We start from the raw sequence: 25,637 nt of genomic DNA, 5'->3' as shown, positions 1-25,637 counted from the left end.
AGAAAACGGAGGAGAGAAACATGAGCGACGCAGGCGGGCCCTACGCCGGCGGGCCTGATGCAGGCCAGCCCTTCGTGGGCCAGTCCCTCGCGTGCGAGACCTTCGGGGGCAAAGTCGTCGTCATCACCGGTGCGTCCGCCGGTATCGGCTCCGGCCTCGCCCGGCATGCGGCGGACCTCGGGATGCGGCTCGTCCTGGCCGACATAGCCGCCGAGCGCCTCGCGGGCCTGGCCGAAGAGCTGCGCGCCTCCGGAGCCGAGGTCGAGTCGGTCGTGACGGACGTGTCGGAGCCGCTCTCCGTGGACGCCCTCGCGGACCGCGCGTACGACCGCTTCGGCGCGGTCGACATGCTGATCAACAACGCCGGGATCATGGCGATGGGCTACTCCTGGGAGATCCCCGCCGAGCGCTGGGACGCCGCCCTGCGGATCAACATCGGCGGCTGTGTGAACGGCATACGGTCCTTCGTGCCGCGCCTCCTCGAGCAGTCCACGCAGAGCTGGGTGCTCAATGTGTCCTCGGTCGGCGGACTGCTGCCGAGCCCGCTGATGGCGCCGTACAGCGTCACCAAGTTCGGGACGCTCGCGCTCACCGAATCCCTCGCCTACGAGATGCAGATGAAGCAGGCGCCGGTGCGGGTCTCCGTCGTGCTGCCGGACTCGGTCAAGAGCGAGATATTCAAGGCCGCGCGGCCGGGGGACGGCACACCGCCCGAGATAGCGGGGTTCAACGAACAGCTCCAGGCGCGCGCCGACACCCAGGGCATCACACCCGCGGAGCACGCCCGCCGTGTCTTCGAGCAGGCCGCCGAGGGCCGCTACTGGATCACTCCGCAGCCCGAGATGATCGACGCGGCACTCCAGCCGCGCACGGACATGATCCTTTCCCGGACGAATCCGCGTCTGGACCTGGGCGGGGTCTGAGCGCGGCGCGAGAACGGGCCAGGGCCAGGGGGCAAAGCCAGGGGCAGGTTCATCCGATTGGCGGAGCGTGGATCGCGGGGGGAGCGGGTGGGCCGGAGAGTCGGACCATGCGTGTCTTCCGTGGGGTGTCCGCGGCGCGCGTGCCGCCGGTGGTGCGCGTGGTGCTGGGTTGTGTGCCGGGGGCCGCTGCCGTGGGGTTTCTCCTGTTGTGTGCGTTGTTCGTGGGGCCAGGGGTGCCGGGGGCGTCGGGGCAGGTGAGTGACGGTCCGGTGGCGTTCGCCGGGCTCGGGGAGCGGGCGGGCGTGACCGGGCGGCACTCCGTGATGCCGGCGGCCGCGGCGCCGGTGCGCAGGGCGGTGGACCATCCGGCGGCGCAGCCTCACGTGGTGCCGCGCGCCGAGTGGCTGGCCGGGGCGGTGGGGGAGCCGCCGCCCGCCCGGTATGCCGACCGGGTCCAGGCGGTGTTCGTGCACCACACGGACACACCGAACGGCTACGACTGCGCCGACGCCCCGCGCACCATCCGTTATCTGTACGCCGGTCAGACCGGGGGGAGGCAGTGGGACGACATCGGCTACAACTTCCTCGTCGACCGGTGCGGGACCGTCTACGAGGGGCGTGCCGGCGGCATCGAGAGGGCCGTCGTCGGGGCGCACACGCAGGGCTTCAACCGGGGGTCGGTGGGGATCGCGGCGATCGGGACGTTCACGGCGGGGAGCCCTGTTCCCCGGGCGATGACCGATGCCGTGGCGGCGCTGGTCGCGTGGAAGCTCGGCCTTTCGGGCGTGGACCCGCGTTCCACGGTGCGGCTGGTCTCCTCGAACAGCCTCAGCAAGTACCCGGCGGGGGCGAGGGTGCGGTTCAGCTCGGTGTCCGGGCACAACGACGGCTACTCCACGTCCTGCCCGGGAGCGGCGCTGACGGCCGCGCTCCCGGCGATCAGGGAGACGGCCGCACGGTTGCAGAACCGCTGAGCAGGACCGGTGAGCAGGCAGGACCCCCGGAGGCCCTCGCCCCTCAGTCGCCCCTCAGTCGACCTCGCCGAAGCGTTCCCACAGTTTCGGGTAGCGCTGGGCCATCGCCGCTTCGTCCTCGAAGTCGAGCGGCGTCCCCTGTGGCTCCGTAGGGGCGGGAGCGATGCCGAGGTCGGGGGTGACGACGCCGGTGAGCTGCTCGTACGCCTCGTCCGCGGCGTAGCCGAGCTCCTCCCCGTCACCGTCGATGTCCTCGTCGAAGTCGTCGAGGAGATCCGCGAGCGAGTCCGGGTCGTGCAGGGCTCCCTCGAAGACCTCGCGCCCCTGACCGATCAGCCAGCAGCGGAAGTAGTCGAAGGCGTCGTCACTGGCGCCGCCGAGGAGGACCCAGGAAGCTCCCCACAGATCCCAGCGGTACGCGCGGTTGTAACGCGCCTCGAAGTGACGGGCGAAGTCGAGCACCATGTCCGGCTCAAGCTCGAGGAGCTTCTCGGTGAGCAGGTCGGCGTGGTCCTCGGGGTCGCCCTCGGCGGCCACGCGGGTGCGGTCCACGATCTCCCAGAACTCCGTCTCGTCCATCACGGGACAAGCATCGGTCCTGGGGAGTGGGTACGCACGCGGAGTGCGGCGGATGCGACTGTGTCGTTATGCGTGCACATGCCCGTGGAAAACCCGACAGCAGGTGTCGGCATTGGGTGACAGCCTCAAAGCCATGGACGCAGACATGGACAGCAACCACGCAGGCACGGGCAGCAACCACGCAGACATGGACAGCAACCACTCACCCGCGCATCCACTGGCCGGAAAGATCGCTCTCGTCGCCGGTGCCACCCGCGGCGCGGGCCGGGCCATGGCCGTGGAGCTCGGCCGCGCCGGAGCCACCGTGTACGCGACAGGGCGCACGACCCGCGAGCACACCAGCGAGGTCGGCCGCACCGCGGAGACCATCGAGGAGACCGCGGAGCTGATCACCGCCGCGGGCCGGGAGGCGGGCGGACCCGGCACCGGGATCGCCGTACCCACCGATCATCTGGAGCCCGAGCAGGTCGAGGCACTCGTCGACCGGATCGACCGCGAGCAGGGCCGTCTGGACATCCTGGTGAACGACATCTGGGGCGGCGACGTCCACGTCGAGTGGGACAAGAAGATGTGGGAGCACGACCTCGGCAAGGGGCTGCGCCTGATGCGCCTCGGCATCGAGACCCACATCGTCACCAGCCGGTACGCGCTGCCGCTGCTCGTCAGAAACCCCGGCGGCCTGGTCGTCGAGGTCACCGACGGGACCGAGGAGTACAACGGCCCCCACTACCGCAAGCCCTTCTACTACGACCTCGCCAAGGCGGCCCCGCTGCGGATGGCGAAGGGCCTGGCCGAGGAGCTCGAGGAGTACGGCTGCACTGCGCTCTGTCTGACCCCCGGCTGGCTGCGCTCCGAGGCGATGCTCGACACGTACTTCAAGGTGACCGAGGAGAACTGGCTGGACGGCCGCAAGCAGAACCCGCACTTCGCGATCTCCGAGACCCCGACCTTCGTCGGCCGGGCCCTGGTCGCCCTCGCCGCCGACCCCGAAGTGGCCCGCTGGAACGGCACGTCGCTCTCCAGCGGAGGTCTCGCCAAGGAGTACGGCTTCACGGACGTCGACGGCTCGGCGCCCGACGCCTGGCGCTACATCGCGGAGGTCGACCAGGAGAGCAAGGAGGCGGACGTCACCGGTTACCGCTAGTCGCCCGGGATCGGGTGGATGCCCCCCGGCTGACGGCATCATGGGGGCATGCGCGCTGCCCGCCTCATCAAGATGGTGCTTCTGCTCCAGGCCCGCCCCTCCATGACCGCCGCCGAGCTCGCGGGTGAGCTCGAAGTGTCCGAGCGGACCATCACGCGGGACGCCCAGGCCCTTTCGGAGGCGGGCGTCCCGGTGTACGCGGACCGGGGGCGGGCCGGCGGCTACCGCCTCATCGGCGGCTACCGCACCCGGCTCACCGGCCTCGGACGCAGCGAGGCGGAGGCCCTGTTCCTGTCCGGAGTGCCGGGCGCGCTGCGGGAGATGGGCCTGGAGGACGCGGCATCGGCGGCCCGTCTGAAGGTGTCGGCGGCGCTGATGCCCTCCCTCCGGGACGCCCCGCAGAACGCCTCGCAGCGGTTCCACCTGGACGCGCCGGGCTGGTTCAAGGAGACACCGGCGCCCGAACTGCTGCCCCCGCTGGCGGACGCGGTGTGGGACGACCGCCGCGTCACCGCCCGCTACCGGCGCCAGGACGCCGAGGTGGAAAGGGAGTTGGAGCCCTACGGCCTCGTGCTCAAGGCCGGGGTCTGGTATCTGTGCGCGCGGGTGCCCGACACGGGTTCGTTCCGGGTGTACCGCATCGACCGGTTCACCGCGATCGCCGCCGGTGAGGAGCGCTTCGTACGCGACGAGGAATTCGATCTGCCGGGCTTCTGGGAGGAACGGGCCGAGCAGTTCACGCGGCAGCTCCTGCGCTCCGAGGTCGTGCTCCGGCTCTCCGAGGCGGGCGTACGACAGCTTCCGTACGCCACGGATTCCGCGTCCACGCGCGAGGCGCTGGAGACCGCGGGCCCCGTGGACGAGGAGGGCTGGGTGACGCTGACCCTTCGGGTCGAGAACGAGGCTGTCGCGTATACCCAACTCATGGCGCTGGGCCCGGAGGCGGAGGTCCTGGAGCCGACGACGCTCAGGGAGCGATTCGCAGAAGCGGCCCACAGCATGGCTGATCGCTACCGGTAACCGGGTGGTGGGCGGGCGGGAAGGAATCCGCCGCGAAGCGGCGGCCCAAAAGCGCACCCGCACACAGGAACGGGCCCCCGCCACAAAGGCAGGGACCCGCACCCACATCAAGCATCAAGCCAAAGGCCTACAGCCCATACTTGGCCCGAGCCTCCTTCACCGCGGAGGCGGGAACCTCGCCCCGCCGCGCCAGCTGTGCAAGAGCGGCCACGACGATCGACTCCGCGTCGATGCCGAAGTGGCGACGAGCCGCGTCACGCGTGTCGGAGAGGCCGAAGCCGTCCGCGCCGAGCGACGAGTAGTCCTGCTCGACCCACTGCGCGATCTGGTCGGGAACCTGCCGCATGTAGTCGGAGACCGCGAGCACGGGACCCTGAGCGCCCTCAAGAGCCGTACGCACGTACGGAGTCCGCTCCTCGCCGCGCAGGATCGCCTCGTCCGCCTCCAGGGCGTCGCGGCGCAGCTCGGTCCAGGAGGTCGCGGACCACACGTCGGCGGCCACACCCCACTCCTCGGCGAGCATCTTCTGGGCCGCGAGGGTCCAGTGAATGGCCGTACCCGAACCGATCAGCTGGATGCGCGAGGCGTTGGCGGCAGGCGAAAGACCCGCCGTCTCAGCCGTGTTGAAGCGGTAGAGACCGCGCACGATGCCCTCGTCCACACCCGCGGGCTTCGCGGGCTGCGGCATCGGCTCGTTGTAGACGGTGAGGTAGTAGAAGACGTTCTGGTCCTCACCGGGGGCGGCCTCGCCGTACATCCGGCGCAGACCGTCCTTGACGATCGCCGCGACCTCGTAGGCGAACGCCGGGTCGTACGACATGGCGGCGGGGTTCGTCGCGGCGATCACCGGCGAGTGGCCGTCCGCGTGCTGGAGACCCTCACCCGTCAGCGTCGTACGACCGGCGGTGGCGCCGACGAGGAAGCCGCGGCCGAGCTGGTCGCCGAGCTGCCACATCTGGTCGGCGGTCCGCTGCCAGCCGAACATCGAGTAGAAGATGTAGAACGGGATCATGGCTTCGCCGTGCGTCGCGTACGACGTCGACGCGGCGATGAAGTCCGCCATCGAACCGGCCTCGGTGATCCCCTCGTTGAGGATCTGGCCGTCCTTCGCCTCGCGGTAGTACATCAGCTGGTCGCGGTCGACCGGCTCGTACGTCTGGCCCTTGGGCGAGTAGATGCCGAGCGACGGGAAGAGCGACTCCATGCCGAAGGTGCGCGCCTCGTCGGGGACGATCGGCACCCAGCGCTTGCCGGACTCCTTGTCGCGGATCAGGTCCTTGACGAGGCGTACGAAGGCCATGGTCGTCGCCATCGACTGCGAGCCGGAGCCCTTGTCGAACGACGCGAACGACTTGTCGGCCGGTGCGGGCAGCGGCCCGATCGGCTGCGTGCGGCGGGCCGGGGCAGGACCGCCGAGGGCGGCACGGCGCTCCTGGAGGTAGCGGACCTCGGGGGAGTCGGCGCCGGGGTGGCCGTAGGGCACCACGCCGTCGACGAAGTCACTGTCCGAGATCGGCAGCTCAAGGAGGTCGCGCATGTCCTTGAACTCGTCCACCGTGAGCTTCTTCATCTGGTGGTTGGCGTTCTTGGACTCGAAGCCCTTGCCGAGCGTGAAGCCCTTGACCGTCTGCGCGAGGATCACGGTCGGCGCGCCCTTGTGGGTGAGCGCCGCGCGGTAGGCCGCGTAGACCTTGCGGGCCTCGTGGCCGCCGCGCGAGAGGTGGAAGCACTCGCTGATCTTGTCGTCGCTGAGCAGCTTGCCCAGCTCGACGAGCGCGGGCTCGGAGCCGAAGAAGTGCTCGCGGATGTAGGCGGCGTCGCGCGTCGCGTACGTCTGGAACTGCGCGTCCGGTACCTCGCGCAGGCGGCGTACCAGGGCGCCGTTGGTGTCGAGCTGGAACAGCTCGTCCCAGGCGTTGCCCCACAGGACCTTGATGACGTTCCAGCCCGCGCCGCGGAACTGGGCCTCCAACTCCTGGACCACGCGGAAGTTGGCGCGGACCGGGCCGTCGAGGCGCTGCAGGTTGCAGTTGATGACGTACGTGAGGTTGTCGAGACCCTCACGCGCGGCGAGCGCGAGGGCCGCCGTCGACTCGGGCTCGTCCATCTCGCCGTCACCGAGGAACGCCCACACGTGCGAGGCGGAGACGTCCTTGATGTTGCGGTTGGTGAGGTAGCGGTTGAAGCGCGCCTGGTAGATCGCCGACAGCGGGCCGAGGCCCATGGAGACGGTCGGGAACTCCCACAGCCAGGGCAGACGGCGCGGGTGCGGGTAGGACGGCAGGCCGTCCCCGCCCGACTCGCGGCGGAAGTTGTCGAGCTGCGCCTCGTTCAGACGGCCGTCGAGGAAGGCGCGGGCGTAGATGCCGGGGGAGGCGTGGCCCTGGATGTAGAGCTGGTCGCCGGACCCGTCACCCTCCTTGCCCTTGAAGAAGTGGTTGAAGCCCGTCTCGTACAGCCAGGCGGCGGAGGCGAAGGTGGCGATGTGGCCGCCGACGCCGTATTTGCTGCCCCGGGTCACCATCGCGGCCGCGTTCCAGCGGTTCCACGCGGCGATCCGCTGCTCCATCGCCTCGTCGCCCTCGATCGCCGGCTCGGCGGAGGTGGGGATGGTGTTGACGTAGTCGGTCTCAAGGAGCTTGGGCAGCGCCAGGCCCGCGCCCTCGGCGCGCTCCAGCGTGCGCCGCATCAGGTATGCGGCTCGGTGCGGCCCGGCCGCCTGGGTAACGGCGTCCAGGGAGGCCTGCCATTCGGCGGTCTCCTCGGGGTCGCGGTCCGGGAGCTGGTCGAGCTCGCTCGGCTGGATTGCGGAGGGGTCGGTCATGTCGCCGCCTTCCTGAGTCGGAGGGGGTCCCCTGTTCGGTAAGGGGTGGGGGTGCCCTAGGTCTTTGGCAGGACAGGGCGTGGAGCTCTGGTGAGAGCCCGTCGGAGACTCTAACTCCGTGATCGATGATCGATCAAAGGGTTGAAGGCGAAAACTGCTTCATATTGAGAAAGTAGGCATCCGGTGCCATTAATGCGGGCACGCGGTGCCTTCGATTCGAAGGATCCTTGCAGGTGAGAGCACGTATGAGCGCCCGCGTGCTCCTACGTCAGGCGCGCGGCGCGCAGCCAAGGACGTGGGCCTTCACCAGCTCCGCGATCGCGGGATCCCGCCGCTGGAACGCCGAGACGAGTGCTTCGTGCTCCTCGGCGTACGACTGCTGCACCGTCCCGAGCCACCGGATCGAAAGCGCGGTGAAGACCTCGATGCCGAGGCCCTCCCAGGTGTGCAGCAGAACGGAGTTGTCCGCGGCCCGCACCAACTCCCGGTGGAAACCGACCGTGTGGCGCACCTGGGCGGTGCCGTCGGAGGCCCGGTCCGCCTCGTACAGGGCGGCGACATGGGGTTCGAGAGCCGAGCAGTCGTCGGCCAGGCTCTCCGCCGCCAACTCGGCGGCGATGGCCTCCAGACCCGCACGGACGGGGTAGCTCTCCTCCAGGTCCGCCGCGGTCAAGTTCCGTACGCGCACGCCCTTGTTGGGAGCCGACTCGATGAGCCGCAGCGTCTCCAGCTCCCGCAGCGCCTCCCGTACGGGGGTCTGCGAGACCTCCAGCTCCACGGCGATGCGCCGCTCCACGATCCGCTCGCCCGGCTGCCAGCGCCCGCTGACGATCCCCTCCACGATGTGCTCGCGGATCTGTTCGCGCAGCGAGTGAACGACGGGCGCGGTCATGTGGGCTCCTCCGGCGGGGGCAGCGCCCCAGGGCGTGGTGACCCCTAGACAATACGGCGACGCCCCCGCTCGGAAACCTCCGAACGGGGGCGTACGCGCTGATGAGACGAGTCTTACAGCCCTGGGGGCCGCAGCACCAGCGGCGGAACTACAGGCCGAGCTCGACCTCGAACTCGCCGGCCTCAAGGATCGCCTTGACCGTGGTCAGGTAGCGGGCGGCGTCCGCGCCGTCCACCAGACGGTGGTCGTAGGAGAGCGAGAGGTACGTCATGTCACGGACGGCGATGGTCTCGCCGAGGTCCGGGTGGTTGATGACGACCGGACGCTTCACCGTGGCACCGATGCCGAGGATCGCGGCCTGGTTCGGCGGCACGATGACCGTGTCGAACAGGGCACCGCGCGAACCGGTGTTGGAGACCGTGAAGGTGGCGCCGGACATGTCGTCCGGGGTGAGGCCACCGCCACGGGCCTTGCCCGCGAGCTCGGCGGTCTTCTTGGAGATACCGGCGATGTTCAGGTCACCCGCACCCTTGATGACCGGCGTCATCAGACCCTTCTCGGCGTCAACGGCGATGCCGATGTTCTCCGAGTCGAAGTACGTGATGGTGCCTTCGTCGTCGTTGATCCGGGCGTTGACGACCGGGTGGGCCTTCAGCGCCTGAGCGGCGGCCTTGACGAAGAACGGCATCGGGGAGAGCTTGACGCCCTCACGGGCCGCGAACGCGTCCTTCGCCTTGGCGCGCAGCTTCATCAGCTTCGTGATGTCGACCTCGACGACCGAGGTCAGCTGGGCCTGCGAGTGCAGCGCCTTCATCATGTTGTCGCCGATGACCTTGCGCATGCGGGTCATCTTGACCGTCTGGCCGCGGAGGGGAGAGGCCTCCAGGGCCGGGGCCTTCGAGGCGGCCGGGGCGGCGGCAGCGGGAGCCGGAGCGGTCTTCTTGGCCTCGGCGGCCGCGATGACGTCCTGCTTGCGGATGCGGCCACCGACGCCGGTGCCCTTGACGTCCGCCAGGCTCACGCCGTGCTCGCCCGCGAGCTTGCGGACCAGCGGCGTGACGTACGCACCGTCGTCGGACGGGGAGGCCGGGGCGGCCGGTGCGGCAGGCGCCGACGGAGCCGGAGCGGCGGGCTGAGCCGGGGCGGGCGCGGCCGGAGCGGGCTGAGCCGGAGCGGCCGGAGCCGCGGGCTGGGCCGGAGCGGCGGCGGGCGCGGCAGGCTGCGCGGGAGCCGGGGCGGCCTCCTGCTTGGGGGCCTCCTGCTGCGCGGGGGCGGCCGGGGCCTCCTGCTTGGCCGGGGCCGGAGCGGCACCGGGAGCACCGATGACGGCGAGCTTGGCGCCGACCTCAGCGGTCTCGTCCTCGCCCACGACGATCTCGAGCAGCACGCCCGCGGCCGGGGAGGGGATCTCGGTGTCGACCTTGTCCGTGGAGACCTCGAGCAGGGGCTCGTCCTCCGCGACCTCCTCGCCGACCTCCTTCAGCCAACGCGTGACGGTGCCCTCGGTGACCGACTCGCCCAGTGCGGGCAGCGTGACGTCGGTGCCGGAGGCGCCACCGGCCGGAGCGGCCGGAGCGGCAGGGGCCTCGGCGGCGGGAGCCGGAGCCGCGGGGGCCTCGGCGGCCGGGGCCGGAGCCTCGGCCTGAGCGGGCTCGGCGGCCGGGGCGGACTCGGCGGCGGGGGCGCCGCTGCCGTCGTCGATGACGGCCAGCTCGGCGCCGACCTCGACGGTCTCGTCCTCGGCGACCTTGATGGAGGCCAGGATGCCTGCGGCCGGGGAGGGGATCTCGGTGTCGACCTTGTCGGTCGAGACCTCGAGCAGCGGCTCGTCGGCCTCGACGCGCTCGCCCTCGGCCTTCAGCCAACGGGTGACAGTGCCCTCGGTGACGCTCTCGCCGAGCGCCGGAAGGGATACGGAAACCGCCATGGTTTCAGTTGCTCCTTACGAAATTGCGGAAGTCTAGGTCGTCGCGCCCGAAAAACTGAGGGGGCTCAGTCGTGGGAGTGCAGCGGCTTGCCCGCGAGGGCCAGGTGAGCCTCGCCCATCGCCTCGTTCTGCGTGGGGTGGGCGTGGATGAGCTGGGCGACCTCGGCGGGCAGCGCCTCCCAGTTGTAGATCAGCTGGGCTTCGCCGACCTGCTCGCCCATGCGGTCGCCGACCATGTGGACGCCGACCACGGCACCGTCCTTGACCTGGACGAGCTTGATCTCGCCCGCGGTCTTGAGGATCTTGCTCTTGCCGTTGCCCGCCAGGCTGTACTTGAGGGCGACGACCTTGTCCGCGCCGTAGATCTCCTTGGCCTTGGCCTCGGTGATGCCCACGGAGGCGACCTCGGGGTGGCAGTACGTCACCTTCGGCACGCCGTCGTAGTCGATCGGGACGGTCTTGAGACCGGCCAGGCGCTCCGCGACCAGGATGCCCTCGGCGAAGCCGACGTGCGCGAGCTGGAGCGTCGGCACCAGGTCGCCCACGGCCGAGATGGTCGGAACGTTGGTCTGCATGTACTCGTCGACCAGGACGTACCCGCGGTCCATCGCGAGGCCCTGCTCCTCGTAGCCGAGGCCCTGGGAGACCGGGCCGCGGCCGATGGCGACCAGGAGCACCTCGGCCTCGAAGGTCTTGCCGTCGGCGAGGGTCACGCGGACGCCGTCCTGCGTGTACTCGGCCTTCTCGAAGAAGGTGCCGAGGTTGAACTTGATGCCGCGCTTGCGGAACGCGCGCTCAAGAAGCTTCGAGGAGTTCTCGTCCTCGACGGGCACGAGGTGCTTGAGGCCCTCGATCACGGTGACCTCGGAACCGAAGGACTTCCACGCCGAGGCGAACTCGACGCCGATGACGCCGCCGCCCAGGATGATCGCGGACTTCGGCACGCGGTCCATGACCAGGGCGTGGTCCGAGGAGATGATGCGGTTGCCGTCGATCTCCAGGCCCGGCAGCGACTTCGGCACGGAGCCGGTCGCGAGGAGCACGTGGCGGCCCTGGACGGTCTGGCCGTTCACGTCCACGGAGGTCGGGGACGAAAGCTTGCCCTCGCCCTCGATGTACGTCACCTTGCGCGAGGCGATGAGTCCCTGCAGGCCCTTGTAGAGGCCGGAGATCACGTCGTCCTTGTACTTGTGGACGGCCGCCATGTCGATGCCCTCGAAGGTGGCCTTCACGCCGAACTGGTCGGCTTCGCGTGCCTGGTCGGCGATCTCACCGGCGTGCAGCAGCGCCTTCGTCGGGATGCAGCCGTTGTGCAGGCAGGTGCCGCCGACCTTGCCCTTCTCGATCAGGGCGACGTCCAGGCCCAGCTGCGACGCGCGCAGTGCCGCGGCGTAACCGCCGCTACCGCCGCCGAGGATCACTAGGTCGAAAACGGTGCTGGCGTCGTTCGCCACGTCACGTCCTCCATGCATGTGCGCCGTACGCCGGACCCCTTTTCTCGGGGGACGACCGGTCTGTCGGCTGGTATCGGCCGCTCTTGTTTCGGCCCTGTGGTGGGGGCCCTGTCCTGCCGAGAACCCATCTTCGCACTTGTCGGCGAGAGGTGGGACGGCGGGCCGGGCTGTGAGACGTCTGATTCGCCACGTCCAGGCGTTACCGAGGCGTATGAACGTACGGATTTCGTTGAGGGCGAAATCGGGCAGGGCCCGGACATCTGGACGTCCGGGCCCTGCCCGCGTACGACAGGTCAGCCGGTCAGCCGAGGTCGCCCGCGGCCGTGCGCTCGGCGAGGCGGACCAGGGTGCGGACCGCGGTGCCGGTGCCGCCCTTGGGGGTGTAGCCGAACGGGCCACCCTCGTTGAAGGCCGGGCCCGCGATGTCCAGGTGCGCCCAGGTGATGCCCTCGCCGACGAACTCCCGGAGGAAGAGACCGGCCACCAGACCGCCGCCCATGCGCTCGCCCATGTTGGCGATGTCGGCGGTGGGGGAGTCCATGCCCTTCTTCAGGTGCTCGGGCAGCGGCATCGGCCAGGAGGGCTCGCCCGCCTCCTCGGAGGCGTCGTGGATCGCGGCGCGGAACGCGTCGTCGTTGGCCATGATGCCGAAGGTGCGGCTGCCGAGCGCCATCATCATCGCGCCGGTCAGCGTAGCCACGTCGACGATCGCGTCGGGGTTGTCCTCGGAGGCCTTGGCGATCGCGTCGGCCAGGACCAGGCGGCCCTCGGCGTCGGTGTTGAGCACCTCGACGGTCTTGCCGCTGTACATCCGCAGGACGTCGCCGGGGCGGGTCGCGGAGCCGGACGGCATGTTCTCGGCGAGCGCGAGCCAGCCGGTGACGTTCACTTCGAGGCCCAGGCGCGCGGCGGAGACGACGGCCGCGAAGACGGCGGCGGCACCGGCCATGTCGCACTTCATGGTCTCGTTGTGACCGGCGGGCTTCAGCGAGATGCCGCCCGAGTCGTACGTGATGCCCTTGCCGACGAAGGCGAGGTGCTTCTTCGCCTTGGACGACGTGTACGAGAGCTTGACCAGGCGCGGCGGGGCGTCCGAGCCGACGCCGACACCGAGGATGCCGCCGAAGCCGCCCTTGGTGAGCGCCTTCTCGTCCAGGACCTGCACCTTGATGCCGTGCTCCTTGGCGGCCGCGGTGGCGACCGCGGCGAAGGCCTCGGGGTTCAGGTCGTTCGGCGGGGTGTTGATGAGGTCGCGGGCGCGGTTGAGCTCCTCGGCCACGGCGGTGGCGCGCTCGACGGCCGCCTTGTACGCCTTGTCGCGGGGCTTGGCGCCGAGCAGGGCGATCTCGGCGAGCGGACCCTTGGCGTCCTTGCCGTTCTTGCCGTTGGCGGAACCGTTCTCCTTGTACGCGTCGAAGGAGTACGCGCCGAGCAGCGCGCCCTCGGCGATCGCACCGGTGTCCTCGGCATCCTCGGCGGGCAGCGCGAACGCGGCCTTCTTCGAGCCGGAAAGGGCGCGCGCGGCGGTACCCGCGGCGCGGCGAAGGGCGTCGGTGCCGTACGTCTCGTCCTTCTCCGGCACCGTGCCGAGGCCGACCGCGAGGACGACCGGAGCCTTGAAGCCGGAGGGCGCGGGCAGCTTGGTCACCTCGCCCTCGCCGCCCGTGGCGCCGAGGGTCTCAAGGACGGAGGCGAGCTTGCCGTCGTACGCCTTGTCCACGGCTTCGGCGCCGGGAGCGACGACCGGCCCCTTGGCGCCCTTCGCGACGCCGACGACGATCGCGTCGGCACGGAGGCCGGACGCGGCGGCAGTGCTGAGAGTCAGAGCAGTCACGGTGGTGAATTCTCGCTTCCGTTGAGTTCCTTGGCCGATGGGGTGGGTCGACCCGCCCGGCGCCAGCCTAGAACGGGCCGGAAAGGCACCGAACATGAGCCTACGCGCGTCGCGCCCATTCGATCGTGTCGGCGCAGATTCATCCGTACGTGGCGCCGCATTTGTGTTTCGGCGGAAGCATCCGCGAATCAGCCGAGGGCCAGGACGACCAGGGCCGTCGTGGCCGCGGTCTCCGCGAGCGCACCGAAGACATCGCCGGTGATGCCGCCGAAACGGCGGACGCAATGCCGCAGGAGGAGTTCGGCGGCGCACACCGCGAGGAGGACGGCAGCGGCGTACCGCACTGCCTCGTACGTCCCGAAGGGCACGGCGGCGAGCGCGGCCAGGGCGGTGGTGAGTGCCGTCGCGAGCAGAGCCGCACCCCGGGGAACCGTTCCTGCCACCGCCGCCCCGAGCCCTTCGGGGCGAGCCGGCGGGACGCCATCGCGAGCGGCCAGGGTGAGGGCGAGACGGGCCGCGGCCGCCGAGACGACCGCGGCGAGTGCGCCCCGGGTCCAGGAGACCTCGTACAGCTGGAAGAGGACGGCCACTTGGGCGAGCAGGACGAAGAGCAGGGTGATGACGCCGAAGGGCCCGACGTCGGACTGCTTCATGATGCGCAGCGCCTGGTCGGCGGGTTTCGCGCTGCCGAGTCCGTCGGCGGTGTCGGCGAGGCCGTCGAGATGGAGGCCGCGGGTGAGCGCCGCCGGGACGGCGGCGGTGGCCACGGCTGCCAGGAGGGGGCCCGCCCCCAGGGCCATGAGCGCGCCGCCGAGAGCGGCCGCGCAGAGCCCGACCACCAGCCCGGCCAGCGGGGCGCACAGCATCCCGGCGCGGGCGGCCTCCCGGTCCCACTTGGTGACGGTGACCGGGAGCGCGGTGAGGGTGCCGAAGGCGAAGCGGAGGCCGTCGGCGGGGGAGGTTCGGGGCACCGCGGAAGGGTACCCCCCAGGCTTTTCTCGCCCTGCGGAACGCAGGACGGCCCCTCAAGATGGCCCCATGGGCGACTGGTGGTACCGGAACATCGTGGAGCCGGGAAAGCTCCCGCTCCTCCTGGCCCTGCTCTCCTTCGTGGCCACCTTCCTGATCACCCGGACCATCACCCGCCTGATCCGCGCGGGCAAAGGCCCCTTCCGGAACATCAGCTCGGGCGACGTCCACATCCACCACGTCGTGCCCGGCATCTTCCTCATGCTCGTAGGAGGGTTCTGGGCGGTCGCGGCCGGCCGGCACAGCCTCGCCTCGATGTTCGCGGCCGTCATCTTCGGCATCGGCGCCGGTCTCGTACTCGACGAGTTCGCGCTGATCCTCTACCTCGACGACGTCTACTGGAGCGAACAGGGCCGCAAGAGCGTCGAGGTCGTGATGCTGACCGCGGCCCTGGTGGTGCTCATCCTCACCGGCTTCACCCCGTTCGGCGTGAACGACCTGACGCCCGAGGAGCGGAGCAACCGCGCGGGCCTCGCCCTGAACGTCGCCGTCAACTGCTGCTTCGCCCTGATCGCCCTGGCCAAGGGCAAACTGCAGACGGCCGTGATCGGCATGGTGATCCCGCTGGTCGCGCTGGTGGGCGCGATCCGCCTCGCCCGGCCGGGATCGGCATGGGCCAGGCGCTTCTACCGCAACCGGCACCGCGCCCGTGCCCGAGCGGGCCTGCGTGCCTACCACCACGACCGCCGCTGGGCGGGCCCGCGCCGCAAGGTTCAGGACTGGATCGGCGGCAAACCCGACCCGGAACTGGCACGTCCACGCGCCCGCCGCTGACGCCGTTGAAGCGCCTCCGAGCAAACGCAGAGCACCAGCACCGCCGCGATCGCCGCCAGATGCTCCTTGCCCGCGAGGTTGTTCTTGACGAACACCTCGGCGACCATCACGGCGGTCACGAGCCCCGCCGTGAACCACGCCCGGTAGCGCCAGCACACGTAGACCGCGAGCCCGACCACCGCGGCGGAAGGGCCCGTGTCGACGACCTGCGCGTCGGACGCGGGCAGCCCCAGCGGGTTGCCGGGACCCCACGCGATGCCCACGCGCGCGTAGAGCGTGCCCGCGAGGGTGGCCGCGTAGCCGATGGCGAGCGTACGCCGCCAACCGACGCAGATCTCCGCGATGCCGAACACCAGCAGGATCTGCGCGAGCGCACCCCAGACGGGCAGGTCGAGCGCGGGCACGAAGAGCGAGAGCGGTGTACGGAGCAGGGCGAGCCAGAGCGGGTCCTCGGCCCGTACGGAGCCGATGTTCTGTACGAACTGGTAGCCCCAGGACTGGTTCTGCACGAACTGGCAGAGGGCGGTGAGGCACACGGCGGCCAACGTCATGGGCGCCGCCCGCCACCGCCGCTCGGCGATGCCGCCCCGCACGGCGGCGTACAGCGGCCCCCACTCGGTACGCGCCAGACGGGTCAGGCGAGTCAGACGGCCCGTGGCTAGGGAGCTCATCGTCGGGACTCCAGATGCTTGCGGTGCAGCCACTTCGGCAGGCCCGGCGCTTCAAGGAAGCCCTCCGCGCGGGCCGACGCGATGCCGATGCGCGGCAGGTCCCCGCTCTTCTCGAAGAGAAGGAAGCGGGGCTCCCAGATCGGGCGGTACTTCGCGTTGGCGCGGTACAGCGACTCGATCTGCCACCACCGTGAGAAGAAGGTGAGCAGCGAGCGCCACAGCCGCAGGACCGGGCCCGCGCCGAGCCGCGAGCCACGTTCGAAGACCGACCTGAACATCGCGAAGTTCAGCGAGACCTGAGTGATCTTGATCTCGGCGGCGCGCTGGAGCAGCTCGATGACCATGAACTCCATCAGGCCGTTCTCGGAGTCGCGGTCGCGCCGCATCAGGTCGAGGGAGAGCCCGCGCGGCCCCCACGGCACGAAGGAGAGCAGTGCTCTCAACTCCCCTTCCCCGTCGGTGCATTCGAGCATCACGCACCGCCCGTCCGCGGGGTCGCCGAGCCTGCCGAGCGCCATCGAGAAGCCGCGCTCGGTGGCCCCGTCACGCCAGTCGTCGGCGCGCTTGAGCAGATACGCCATCTCGTCGGCCGGGATGTCCTCGTGGCGGCGGATCCGCACCTCGTAACCGGCCCGCTTGACCCGGTTGTACGCCTGGCGGACCGTCCGCATGGCCCGCCCCTCCATCGTGAAGTGTTGATCAGGGGCTCCGCCCCGGGCTGCGGTCTCGACGATGGCTTCGTCGCCCAGTTCGAGCGCGTCGAGGCCGTGCCGGGCGTAGATCGTGCCCGCCTCCTCGCTCGCGCCCATGACGGCGGGGATCCAGCCGTGCTCGCGGGCGTCGGCGAGCCAGGGTTCGATGGCGCCGGGCCAGGCCTCCGGATCCCCGATCGGGTCGCCGGAGGCGAGCGACACACCCCCGATGACCCGGTAGGCGACCGCCGCCTTGGCGCTCGGCGACCACACGACGCTCTTCTCGCGGCGCAGCGCGAAGTAGCCGAGCGAGTCGCGCTCGCCGTACTTGTCGAGCAGCTCGTGCAGCTTGCGCTCGTCGTCCACGGTGAGCGGGTCGACCGCCTTGCGCGAGCGGAACGCGGCGTACAGGACGGCCAGGAGGAGCAGCGTGCTGAGCACGTTGATGCTGACGTTGACCCAGCCGGGCGTGGTGATGCCCTCGAACCTCCGGTCGTCGGCGGCCAGCGAGACCAGGCGCATCGTGCCGTAGCGCCAGCGGTCGAGGAACGTCGAACGGCTTTCGTCGTGCGCTCGGTTGGTGACCGTGACCAGGAGCGCGGCGACCAGCGAGGCCGCGAGAAGCCCGCCGACGGCGACGGCCGCGGCGAGCTTCGGATTGGAGCGGTCCCCCTTGGCGTAGAACTCCCGCCGCCCGACGATCAGCGAGGCGACGAAGGCGGCGGTTAGGACGAGGGAGATCCAGTTCTGCGGGTACCGGCGGATCTCCGGGAAGACCATCGCGAACGCGAAGAGCAGCAGAAAGAGCCCGCTGAGTACGAGGTTGAGAATCCAGGCGGCGCGTTTGCGGCGGCGCATCGTGATGGCCAGGAACAGCGTGAACGCGCCGGAGGCGAAGCCCGCGGTGAGCAGATACGGCGTGAAGTAGTTCTCGGTGTTGTGCCGCCGCAGATCCTGCCCGAGGGAGACCCAGACCGCGCTCAGGAAGTTGATGAAGGTGACGGCGCGGAGGTACCAGACGCTGTAGGCCGCGGCGAGCCGCCGCCTACGCAGATCGCGACGGTGCCCGGCAGCAGCAAATTGCTCATCTCCCATGAAAAGGGATCATATGGGCCGTGCCGGGCCGTCCTCGGCTGCGAGCGACCGCGCCGCCTACTCCGCTTCGGGCTCCAGGTTCTCGGCCTCGGGCTCCGGCTCGGCCTCCGGCTCCGGCTTCCGCTCGGGCAGCTCCGCGGAGAGCGCCGCCGCGGCCTGCACCAGCGGCAGCGCGAGCAGTGCCCCCACGCCCTCGCCGACCTGCACGCCCTGTTCGAGCACGGGGTCGAGCGCCATCCGGTCGAGGGCCTTGGCCTGCGCGGGCTCTCCGCTGTTGTGCCCCGCGAGCCACCAGTCCGGCGCCCGGAAGGCGACCCGCTGGGCCACGAGCGCCGCGGCCGATGCCACCACGCCGTCCAGAATGACCGGCGTACGCCGCACCGCGCACTGCAACAGGAACCCGGTCATGGCGGCGATGTCGGCCCCGCCCACCGTCGCGAGCAGCTCCAGCTGATCCCCCAGGACGGGCCGCGCCCGCCGCAGCGCGTCCCGGACCGCCGCGCACTTGCGCATCCACGCGAGGTCGTCGATCGGCGCACCGCCCCGCCCGGTCACCACGGACGCGTCGGTCCCGCACAGCGCGGCGACCAGCGTCGCCGCGGGCGTCGTCCCGCCGACGCTCACATCGCCGAGCACGATCAGATCGGTCCCGGAGTCCGCCTCCTCGTCGGCGACGGCCATCCCGGCCCGCACCGCGGCCTCGGCCTCCTGTGCCGTCAGCGCGTCCTCGATGTCGACGCGCCCCGAGCCGCGCCGCACCCGGTGCCCCGCCACCTCCGCGGGCAGCTCGGCCGGGTCGCAGTCCAGGGCCATGTCGACGACCCGTACGGGCACGTCGAGGCGGCGCGCGAGGACGGACACCGGGCTCGCGCCGGAGAGCACGGCACGGACGAGTTCGGCCGCACCGCCCGCGGGCCTCGCGGACACATCGAGGCCCGCGACCCCGTGGTCACCGGCGAAGAGGATCACGCGCGGTCGCTCGATCGGCTTGACCGGCACCGAGGACTGGGCCGCGGACAGCCACTCGCCGAGTTCGTCCAGGCGGCCGAGCGCCCCGGGCGGCACGCTCTGCCGTTCCCTGCGCTCCTCGGCGTCGCGGCGGACCCCGCCGTCGGGCCGCTCGATCAGGTCGGTGAAGTCGTCGAGATTCAGCGAGCTCATTCGCCGAACAGTACCGGCAGGGCCTGGCGTCGGGTCAGACGGCCCGGCGGCCGGCATCCGCGCGCGGGCGCCGCTGCCGGAGGCGCCACCTCCACGGTGTCGTTGCACCGGTGTTGATCATCCCTTACGTACCGTTTGAGGAGATTTGTCGTGCATCGCCCGACGGAGGAGCCTGCCACGCCCATGGACGCCGCCCAGGCCGCCGCCGCCCAGGCCGAGAAGATCTTCGCCGTCCCGCACGCCACCCGCCGCCATCAGGCACGGGCCCGCGCGATGGGCCGGTTCATCGAGCCCGAGAGCTGGCTGGACATCGAAACCGGGCACGGGCACTTCCCCGCCGTCGCCCAACAGGTGCACCCGTACACCGCCTTCGACGGCCTCGACCTCACCGGGCGCGTGGAGGAGGGCCGCAGGGCAGGGCGCGTGGAGGAGGCACACCGGGGGCTGCTCGCCGACCTGGCGCCCAAGCTCGCGGGGCGCTACGACGCGCTGAGCATGTTCCACTACCTGGAGCGCAGCGCCGACCCGCGCATCGAACTCATCGCCGCCCGCACGGTGTTGCGGCCCGGCGGCCATCTGATGATCGAGGTCCCCGTCCCGCGGAGCCGGTACGCCAGGGTCCTCGACAAGGGGTGGATCAGGCCCGAGCCCTACCACCGCATCCCGCTCGCCGCCCTCCACGCCGAGTTGGAGAGCCTCGGCTACACCGTCGTGGCCACCGACCGCCGCGAGCCGCACATCCCCTTCGACCTGACCGCGCGCCTGGCCATCACCCTTGGCCGCATCCGCGCCGCCGCCCGCCTCGCGGTCCCGCTGCTCGCCGCCGCGGCCCTGCTCGACCGGATCCTCGCCCCCCTGGTCAGCCGCACCCGGTTCTCCAACGCCTACCGGGTCATCGCCCGCCGCGAGCCCACCGCCTGAGCGGCCGTCTCAGCCGCGCAGGGTGAGCGCCTGTCCCGCCACGACAAGCAGCAGGTGCTCGCACTCCGACGCGAACGCCGCGTTCAGACGGCCCAGTTCATCGCGGTAGCGGCGGCCCGACGCGGTCGCGGGGACGATGCCGGAGCCGACCTCGTTCGACACGGCGACAACCGTGCGCCGGGTCGCGCGCACCGCCTCCGTGAGCTCGGCGACCCGCTTGCGCAGCGCCCGTTCGCCACCGCCCGCCCATTCGTCGTCGTCCCACGCGTTCACCTCGTCCATGGCGTACGTCAGCCACAGCGACAGGCAGTCGATGAGCAGGGGAGGGCCGTTCTCGGCGAGCAGCGGCACGAGGTCGCAGGTCTCGGCGGTGCTCCACGATCCGGGCCGCCGCTCCCGGTGGGCGTTCACCCGGTCCGCCCACTCGGAGTCGCCGTTCCTCGTCCCGCCCGTGGCCACGTACAGCACATCGGGGAAGGCTTCGAGGCGGCGCTCCGCCTCCACCGACTTCCCGGACCGGGCGCCGCCGAGGACGAGGGTGCGGCGCGGCACGTCCGGTACGTCCTCATAGGCGCCGACCACCAGCGTCGTCCCGTCCGGCACGGCCCGCGCCCCTGCGGCGGTCAGCCTGCGGGTCAGCTCCGCGCCCGGCGGCACCTCGTGACCCAGATGGACGGCGACGACGTCCGTGGTCGGCCCGATCGCCCCCGTGGCCCGCAGCCGCGCGAGCCCGTCGGGACGCCCGACGACATCGGCGACGACCATCTCGTACGGAGCCTGCTCGTCCGGCAGCCCCGCCGGCGCACCGCCCGGCGGCAGATACAGCAGCCGCTCCCCGTCGGGGCCCGCGACCTCGTACCCCGTGCCCGGATGGTCCATCGCCACCGCGCGCACCCGGTGCCCGGTGAGCAGCGCGAGCTCCCGCCCGTCGGGCACCCGGCCCGGCTGCGGCAGTCCCGCGGGCACCTCCACCGAGGGGCCGTCGTGCGGATGGGAGAGCAGGACCTGGCGTACACCGCCGAGAGAGTGCCCGGAGCGGGCGGCCGCGAAGACGGCGCCAGGGGTGAGGTCGAGCAGCAGGACGCCGTCCACCAGGAGTGCGGTGGCGCCGCGCGCCGAGCCGCCGAGCGCGGTCGCGCAGGCCGCGCAGGGGCAGCCGGGTCGGGGCAGGCCTTCGGGGGCTCCGGTGCCGAGCAGAGTCAGTTCCACAGGAAGATCCTCCCGCGTCGCCGCCGACGCCGCTCGCCCGGCTAGGCTTCTAGCGGCTCACACAGCTGTCGGACCATCGGGAGGCTGGCATGGCGGCATGGACGTGGCGGTTCGAGAAGGCGGACGGGACGGAGGTCCAGCCCGCTCTGACGCCCGAGGAGTTCACGACTCAGGGGGACGCGGAGTCGTGGATCGGCGAGTACTGGAAAGAGCTCGCCGAAGGAGGCGCCGACCAGGTGTCGCTCTTCGAGGACACGGACAAGATCTATGGGCCGATGAGCCTGCACGCCCAGGACGCGGCGCAGGAGTGAGTGACGGCTGAACGTGAGGGGGCGGCCGTTTCGACGGCCGCCCCTTCGCCCGTCCCATCCCTTCCCTACATCTCGCCCAGCGTGACGTCGGCGGTCTTCTCGGAGCCGTCCCGTACGTACGTCACCCGCGTCTTGTCACCCGGCTTCTCCCCGGCGAGTGCCTCGGAGAGCGAGGTGATCGTGGTGATGTCGGAGTCGCCGAGCCTGGTGATGATGTCGCCGTTCTCCAGGCCGGCCTTGGCCGCGCCGCCGTCCTTCTGCGCGTCGACGATGGCGACGCCCGCGGGCCTGTAGTTGTCGCCGAGGACCGTGCGCCCCGTGATGCCGAGGGCGGCCCGGCCCGAGTCGGTGACCTTGCCGTCCTTGATGATCTGGCCGGCGATGGTCTTCACCATCGAGGACGGGATCGCGAACCCGATCCCCGGCGCCGCGCTGTCGCCCATCTGCGGGTCCGTCGCGGCGAGCGTCGGAATGCCGATGACCTGGCCGTCCAGGTTGACCAGGGCGCCGCCGCTGTTGCCCGGGTTGATCGCGGCGGACGTCTGGAGCATGTTCGCGATGGTGGCGCCGGGGGCGCCCTCCGTGCGGGGCTCGCTGACGGTCCTGCCGGTCGCGGAGACGATGCCCTGCGTGACGCTGGACGAGAGGCCGAGCGGCGAACCCATGGCGAGGACGATCTGCCCGACCTCGGCCTTCGTGGAGTCCCCGAACTTCGCGGGCTTGAGCCCGCTCGGCGGGTTGTCGAGCTTGATGACGGCGAGATCCTGCTCGGGGTAGGAGGCGACGAGCTTCGCGGTGAGAGCCTGCTCCCCGGTGGCCGTCGTGACCTTGAAGGTCTCCTCCTTGCCCACGACATGGGCGTTGGTGACGACGTGACCCTTGTCGTCGTAGACGACGCCGGAGCCGAGGCTGTCGGAGGCGTCGATCTGGACGACCGAGGGCAGGACGTCCTTGATCACCTGCTGATAGGCCCCCTCCAGATCGCTCTCCGCCATGGGCGCGGCCTGGGTGGTGGACTCACCGGAGTCCCCGGAGCCGGGGCTTGAGCAGCCGGCGACGAGGAGCGCGGAGGCAAGGGAGGCGGTCACGGTGATGGCACGGATACGCGAGGCATTCATGCCCCGAGTGTCGCGTTCACCCCAATATGCCGCCCCGAAATAGAGGGCCGATCAGGGGGTTGCGGTTCGTTTCTGACGGTGCCGGGAAGCGTCCCGGCTCCTACCCACCCAATCCGCTGCGGGGTGCTCGGGTGGGTGGGCGGGAAACATCCGCCGCGAAGCGGCGGTCCAGTCAGTCCCGCACGCCGCAGACGTGCAACAGAGCCGCGACCCGTCGATACGGGTCGGTCCGCCCGGCCCGCTCCTCGGCGGCGAGCAACGCCGCCAACTCCGCGTCCTCCGGCGGCCGAGCCTCATCCGACGCACCGTCGGTGAAGACCCGCACGCCATACCAGGCGTGCAACGGCGCAGCGATCCCCGAGAGCGAAGCGGAAACGGCATCGAGCCGATCGGCCCGCGCCTCAAGGCCGAGCCGATTGCGGTACACGACGGAGTCGAACGCGGCCATCGCCCCCGCCCAGTCCCCGGCGAGCCCCGGCCGCATGGCCAGCGCGTCAGCGTTCCGTACGAGAAGGGAGAGCAGCCCGCCGGGGGCAAGCATCCGGGCCAGACCCGCGAGCAGCGCGTCCGGCTCCTCGACGTACATCAGGACGCCGTGGCACAGCACGACGTCGAAGCTGCCCGGCAGGAAATGCACCCCGGTCTCGCGCCCGTCGCCCTCGACGATCCGCACCCGCCCCTGGATCCCCTCCGGCTCGACGGCGAGCGCGGCACGCGCCGCGGCCACCATCGCCGGATCCTGCTCGACGCCCGTCACCTTGTGCCCGGCGCGGGCGAGCCGCAGCGCCTGCGTGCCCTGACCCATGCCCACGTCGAGCACGCGCAGCCGCTGCCCCACGGGGAAGCGCCCGGCTATCTGCTCGTCGAGCTGCCGGGTCACCAGCTCCTGGCGTACGGCGTTACGAAGGCCGCCCAGCTTCTGAAGCCACGCGGCGGCCCCGCCGGCGAATCCGCTCAGGGCCGCTCTCCGCGCTTGACCTGCGGCTTCGGCAGTCGCAGACGGCGCATCTGGAGCGTACGCATCAGGGCGTACGCGACGGCGCCCTTCTTGCTCTCGCTCGGGAAGCGCTCGTTCAGGCGCTTCTTCAGGCGGACCGCCGTCGTCACCGAGTCCACGATGATCAGGACGATCACGAAGAGCCAGAGCAGCAGCGCGATGTTCTGCAGCTGGGGGATACGGACCATGCTCAGTACGAGGATGATCACGGCCAGCGGCAGGAAGAACTCGGCGATGCAGAACCGCGAGTCGACGAAGTCGCGCGCGAACTTGCGCACGGGGCCCTTGTCGCGGGCGGGCAGATAGCGCTCGTCACCGCTGGCGAGCGCCTGGCGCTGCTTGTCCATCTGGACGCGGCGTGCGTCGCGCTGCCGCTTCGCCGCCTCCTTGCGCGTCACAGGCGTGTTGGCCACGCTGCGGCGCTGGGTCTGGGCCTCACTGCGCTTGGGCGTGGGGCGGCCCTTCGGGGCCTCGGGGTCACGGGGCTGCTGGGAGTCGGTCACCGGGGCCTTGCTCGCCGGGGCCTTCTCGTCCTTGGATCGGCTACGGAACACAAAACCCAAGGGTACGGGGTGCTGACGCATGGACCCCCGCCCGACGGGGAACGATCCGGCAACACCGGGCGTCTTGATTGTGTGGCTAAGGGGACGTTCCGTGTGGTTTACAAGCGGTTTTCGGGCGGTTCCCGGGGGTGCACCTACTCCCTACGCCTGAGCCCGGCCGGACACAGTCGTCCTTGGGGATGAGCGCATCCGCACGCGAACAGTGCGGTAATGGATGCAGGGCCCGTACTGTGGGTTCTGAGCAGTACCTGGAGCTGGAAGTCCGTCAGAAGGGGGCGCGCGAAGCCCATGAGCGGTGTCATGAAGCGTATGGGGATGATCTTCCGCGCGAAGGCGAACAAGGCCCTTGACCGGGCCGAGGACCCGCGCGAAACCCTCGATTACTCGTACCAGAAGCAGCTCGAGCTGCTCCAGAAGGTGCGCCGTGGTGTCGCCGACGTGGCGACCTCGCGCAAGCGCCTGGAGTTGCAGCTGAGCCAGCTCCAGAAGCAGTCCTCCACCCTTGAGGACCAGGGCCGCAAGGCCCTCGCCCTCGGCCGTGAGGACCTGGCCCGCGAGGCGCTCTCGCGCCGTGCGGCCCTGCAGCAGCAGGTGACCGACCTGGAGACGCAGCACCAGACGCTCCAGGGCGAGGAGGAGAAGCTCACCCTCGCGGCGCAGCGCCTCCAGGCCAAGGTCGACGCCTTCCGTACGAAGAAGGAGACGATCAAGGCCACGTACACCGCCGCCCAGGCGCAGACCCGGATCGGCGAGGCCTTCTCGGGCATCTCCGAGGAGATGGGCGACGTCGGCATGGCGATCCAGCGCGCCGAGGACAAGACCGCGCAGCTCCAGGCGCGGGCGGGCGCGATCGACGAACTCCTCGCCTCCGGTGCTCTCGACGACTCCTCCGGGCTCGCCAAGGACGACATCCAGTCCGAGCTGGATCGCCTCTCCGGTGGTACTGATGTAGAGCTGGAACTGCAGCGCATGAAGGCGGAGCTGGCCGGCGGTTCGACGTCGAAGCAGGCCATCGAGCCGGGCCAGGGTCAGGCCCAGCCCCAGCAGCCGCAGGACACCCCGCGCTTCGACAAGCAGTAGCTCACCGCTCACGTCCGAGGAGGGCGACATGATCGTACGGATCATGGGGGAGGGGCAGGTGAAGCTGGCCGACAGCCACTTCACCGAACTGAACAAGCTGGACGACGAGTTGCTCGCCGAGATGGAGAGCGGCGACGAGTCCGGCTTCCGCAGGACGCTGGGCGCGCTCCTCGACAAGGTCCGGGAGCTGGGTGACGCGTTGCCGGACGACGCGCTCGAACCCTCCGAGCTGATCCTCCCCGCGCCGGACGCGACGCTGGACGAGGTCCGCCAGATGCTGAGCGACGACGGCTTGATCCCTGGCTAGTCCTGGCCGGGGGCCTGCTGACTGACGATGCCTGATCTTCGGCTGAGCTCCGTCTGTGTGGCTGACCTGCCCCGGCGCTTCGCGCCGGATGTCTCCCCCCCCCCACCCGCCCATTACCCAGCGGTGCCGGGCGAGAAG

The 25,637-nt window shown here is 70.8% G+C and carries 23 protein-coding genes; 9 read left to right on the top strand and 14 right to left on the bottom strand.

Annotated features, from left to right (window positions below; translation table 11 throughout):
• The first annotated feature begins 20 nt into the window (after window positions 1-20).
• Window positions 21-923, top strand: coding sequence for an SDR family NAD(P)-dependent oxidoreductase (locus ACWGI2_RS11035; protein ID WP_453694969.1), 903 nt, complete (start codon window positions 21-23; stop codon window positions 921-923).
• A 107-nt stretch (window positions 924-1,030) separates the two neighbouring features.
• Complete coding sequence (locus tag ACWGI2_RS11030; protein WP_453694968.1) at window positions 1,031-1,897, top strand: peptidoglycan recognition protein family protein; 867 nt, start codon at window positions 1,031-1,033, stop codon at window positions 1,895-1,897.
• Window positions 1,898-1,951: 54 nt separating this feature from the next.
• Here ACWGI2_RS11030 and ACWGI2_RS11025 read toward each other — a convergent pair whose 3' ends face one another.
• A complete protein-coding gene (locus ACWGI2_RS11025; protein ID WP_453395876.1) occupies window positions 1,952-2,476 on the bottom strand; it encodes a DUF4240 domain-containing protein in 525 nt (174 codons plus the stop codon).
• Window positions 2,477-2,663: 187 nt separating this feature from the next.
• On the opposite strand from ACWGI2_RS11025, the gene ACWGI2_RS11020 reads away from it, so the two are divergent.
• Window positions 2,664-3,620: an SDR family oxidoreductase gene (locus ACWGI2_RS11020; RefSeq protein WP_453695714.1), complete on the top strand. Its 957-nt coding sequence runs from the start codon at window positions 2,664-2,666 to the stop codon at window positions 3,618-3,620.
• A gap of 48 nt (window positions 3,621-3,668) precedes the next feature.
• Entirely contained in the window at window positions 3,669-4,640 is a 972-nt protein-coding gene (locus ACWGI2_RS11015; protein ID WP_453694967.1) for a helix-turn-helix transcriptional regulator, read from the top strand.
• Between the two features lie 127 nt (window positions 4,641-4,767).
• On the opposite strand, the gene aceE is transcribed toward ACWGI2_RS11015, so the two are convergent.
• From aceE to ACWGI2_RS10985, 6 genes are all read right to left on the bottom strand, one after another.
• Window positions 4,768-7,464, bottom strand: a complete 2,697-nt coding sequence (gene aceE, locus ACWGI2_RS11010) for a pyruvate dehydrogenase (acetyl-transferring), homodimeric type (RefSeq protein WP_453694966.1) — start codon at window positions 7,462-7,464, stop codon at window positions 4,768-4,770.
• Window positions 7,465-7,732: 268 nt separating this feature from the next.
• Window positions 7,733-8,356 carry a GntR family transcriptional regulator gene (locus ACWGI2_RS11005; protein ID WP_363307267.1) on the bottom strand — a complete coding sequence of 208 codons (624 nt, stop codon included), beginning with the start codon at window positions 8,354-8,356 and terminating at the stop codon, window positions 7,733-7,735.
• A 148-nt stretch (window positions 8,357-8,504) separates the two neighbouring features.
• Entirely contained in the window at window positions 8,505-10,283 is a 1,779-nt protein-coding gene (gene sucB / locus ACWGI2_RS11000; RefSeq protein WP_453694965.1) for a 2-oxoglutarate dehydrogenase, E2 component, dihydrolipoamide succinyltransferase, read from the bottom strand.
• A 65-nt stretch (window positions 10,284-10,348) separates the two neighbouring features.
• Complete coding sequence (gene lpdA, locus ACWGI2_RS10995; RefSeq protein ID WP_453694964.1) at window positions 10,349-11,737, bottom strand: dihydrolipoyl dehydrogenase; 1,389 nt, start codon at window positions 11,735-11,737, stop codon at window positions 10,349-10,351.
• 301 nt (window positions 11,738-12,038) lie between these two features.
• Window positions 12,039-13,571, bottom strand: coding sequence for a leucyl aminopeptidase (locus tag ACWGI2_RS10990; protein WP_453694963.1), 1,533 nt, complete (start codon window positions 13,569-13,571; stop codon window positions 12,039-12,041).
• Window positions 13,572-13,759: 188 nt separating this feature from the next.
• Window positions 13,760-14,542 carry an adenosylcobinamide-GDP ribazoletransferase gene (locus ACWGI2_RS10985; protein WP_453694962.1) on the bottom strand — a complete coding sequence of 261 codons (783 nt, stop codon included), beginning with the start codon at window positions 14,540-14,542 and terminating at the stop codon, window positions 13,760-13,762.
• A gap of 67 nt (window positions 14,543-14,609) precedes the next feature.
• Between ACWGI2_RS10985 and ACWGI2_RS10980 the strand changes: the two genes are divergently transcribed.
• Complete coding sequence (locus tag ACWGI2_RS10980) at window positions 14,610-15,374, top strand: hypothetical protein (RefSeq protein WP_453694961.1); 765 nt, start codon at window positions 14,610-14,612, stop codon at window positions 15,372-15,374.
• Here the strand turns inward: ACWGI2_RS10980 and ACWGI2_RS10975 are convergent.
• Genes ACWGI2_RS10975 through cobT form a run of 3 tightly spaced genes read right to left on the bottom strand, consistent with a single transcriptional unit; the run spans window position 15,314 to window position 18,993 of the window.
• Window positions 15,314-16,045: a hypothetical protein gene (locus ACWGI2_RS10975; protein ID WP_453694960.1), complete on the bottom strand. Its 732-nt coding sequence runs from the start codon at window positions 16,043-16,045 to the stop codon at window positions 15,314-15,316. The genes ACWGI2_RS10980 and ACWGI2_RS10975 overlap by 61 nt on opposite strands.
• On the bottom strand, window positions 16,042-17,832 hold the full coding sequence (locus ACWGI2_RS10970; RefSeq protein WP_453694959.1) for a phosphatidylglycerol lysyltransferase domain-containing protein: 1,791 nt from the start codon (window positions 17,830-17,832) through the stop codon (window positions 16,042-16,044). The genes ACWGI2_RS10975 and ACWGI2_RS10970 overlap by 4 nt, the downstream gene beginning before the upstream one ends.
• A gap of 57 nt (window positions 17,833-17,889) precedes the next feature.
• Window positions 17,890-18,993, bottom strand: a complete 1,104-nt coding sequence (gene cobT, locus ACWGI2_RS10965) for a nicotinate-nucleotide--dimethylbenzimidazole phosphoribosyltransferase (RefSeq protein ID WP_453694958.1) — start codon at window positions 18,991-18,993, stop codon at window positions 17,890-17,892.
• Between the two features lie 150 nt (window positions 18,994-19,143).
• On the opposite strand from cobT, the gene ACWGI2_RS10960 reads away from it, so the two are divergent.
• Window positions 19,144-19,914, top strand: coding sequence for a class I SAM-dependent methyltransferase (locus tag ACWGI2_RS10960; protein WP_453395136.1), 771 nt, complete (start codon window positions 19,144-19,146; stop codon window positions 19,912-19,914).
• 9 nt (window positions 19,915-19,923) lie between these two features.
• On the opposite strand, the gene ACWGI2_RS10955 is transcribed toward ACWGI2_RS10960, so the two are convergent.
• Window positions 19,924-21,123 (bottom strand): bifunctional adenosylcobinamide kinase/adenosylcobinamide-phosphate guanylyltransferase, encoded by a 1,200-nt coding sequence (locus ACWGI2_RS10955; RefSeq protein WP_453694957.1) that lies wholly within the window; start codon window positions 21,121-21,123, stop codon window positions 19,924-19,926.
• 89 nt (window positions 21,124-21,212) lie between these two features.
• Here ACWGI2_RS10955 and ACWGI2_RS10950 point away from each other — a divergent pair, with 89 nt between their 5' ends.
• Complete coding sequence (locus ACWGI2_RS10950) at window positions 21,213-21,434, top strand: hypothetical protein (protein ID WP_453395134.1); 222 nt, start codon at window positions 21,213-21,215, stop codon at window positions 21,432-21,434.
• Window positions 21,435-21,499: 65 nt separating this feature from the next.
• Here the strand turns inward: ACWGI2_RS10950 and ACWGI2_RS10945 are convergent, their stop codons facing one another.
• From ACWGI2_RS10945 to ACWGI2_RS10935, 3 genes are all read right to left on the bottom strand, one after another.
• Entirely contained in the window at window positions 21,500-22,552 is a 1,053-nt protein-coding gene (locus ACWGI2_RS10945) for a S1C family serine protease (protein WP_453694956.1), read from the bottom strand.
• A 172-nt stretch (window positions 22,553-22,724) separates the two neighbouring features.
• Window positions 22,725-23,432 carry a class I SAM-dependent methyltransferase gene (locus tag ACWGI2_RS10940; RefSeq protein WP_453694955.1) on the bottom strand — a complete coding sequence of 236 codons (708 nt, stop codon included), beginning with the start codon at window positions 23,430-23,432 and terminating at the stop codon, window positions 22,725-22,727.
• 74 nt (window positions 23,433-23,506) lie between these two features.
• Window positions 23,507-24,133, bottom strand: coding sequence for a DUF3043 domain-containing protein (locus tag ACWGI2_RS10935; RefSeq protein ID WP_453395131.1), 627 nt, complete (start codon window positions 24,131-24,133; stop codon window positions 23,507-23,509).
• Between the two features lie 267 nt (window positions 24,134-24,400).
• On the opposite strand from ACWGI2_RS10935, the gene ACWGI2_RS10930 reads away from it, so the two are divergent.
• Window positions 24,401-25,192, top strand: coding sequence for a PspA/IM30 family protein (locus ACWGI2_RS10930; RefSeq protein ID WP_453395130.1), 792 nt, complete (start codon window positions 24,401-24,403; stop codon window positions 25,190-25,192).
• 28 nt (window positions 25,193-25,220) lie between these two features.
• A complete protein-coding gene (gene pspAA, locus ACWGI2_RS10925) occupies window positions 25,221-25,499 on the top strand; it encodes a PspA-associated protein PspAA (RefSeq protein ID WP_453395129.1) in 279 nt (92 codons plus the stop codon).
• Window positions 25,500-25,637: the final 138 nt, after the last annotated feature.

The sequence above is a fragment of the Streptomyces sp. NPDC054866 genome, from assembly GCF_053610745.1.
The sequence above is the reverse complement of the archived record's forward strand: the minus strand, read 5'-3'. Positions and strand labels throughout refer to the sequence as shown.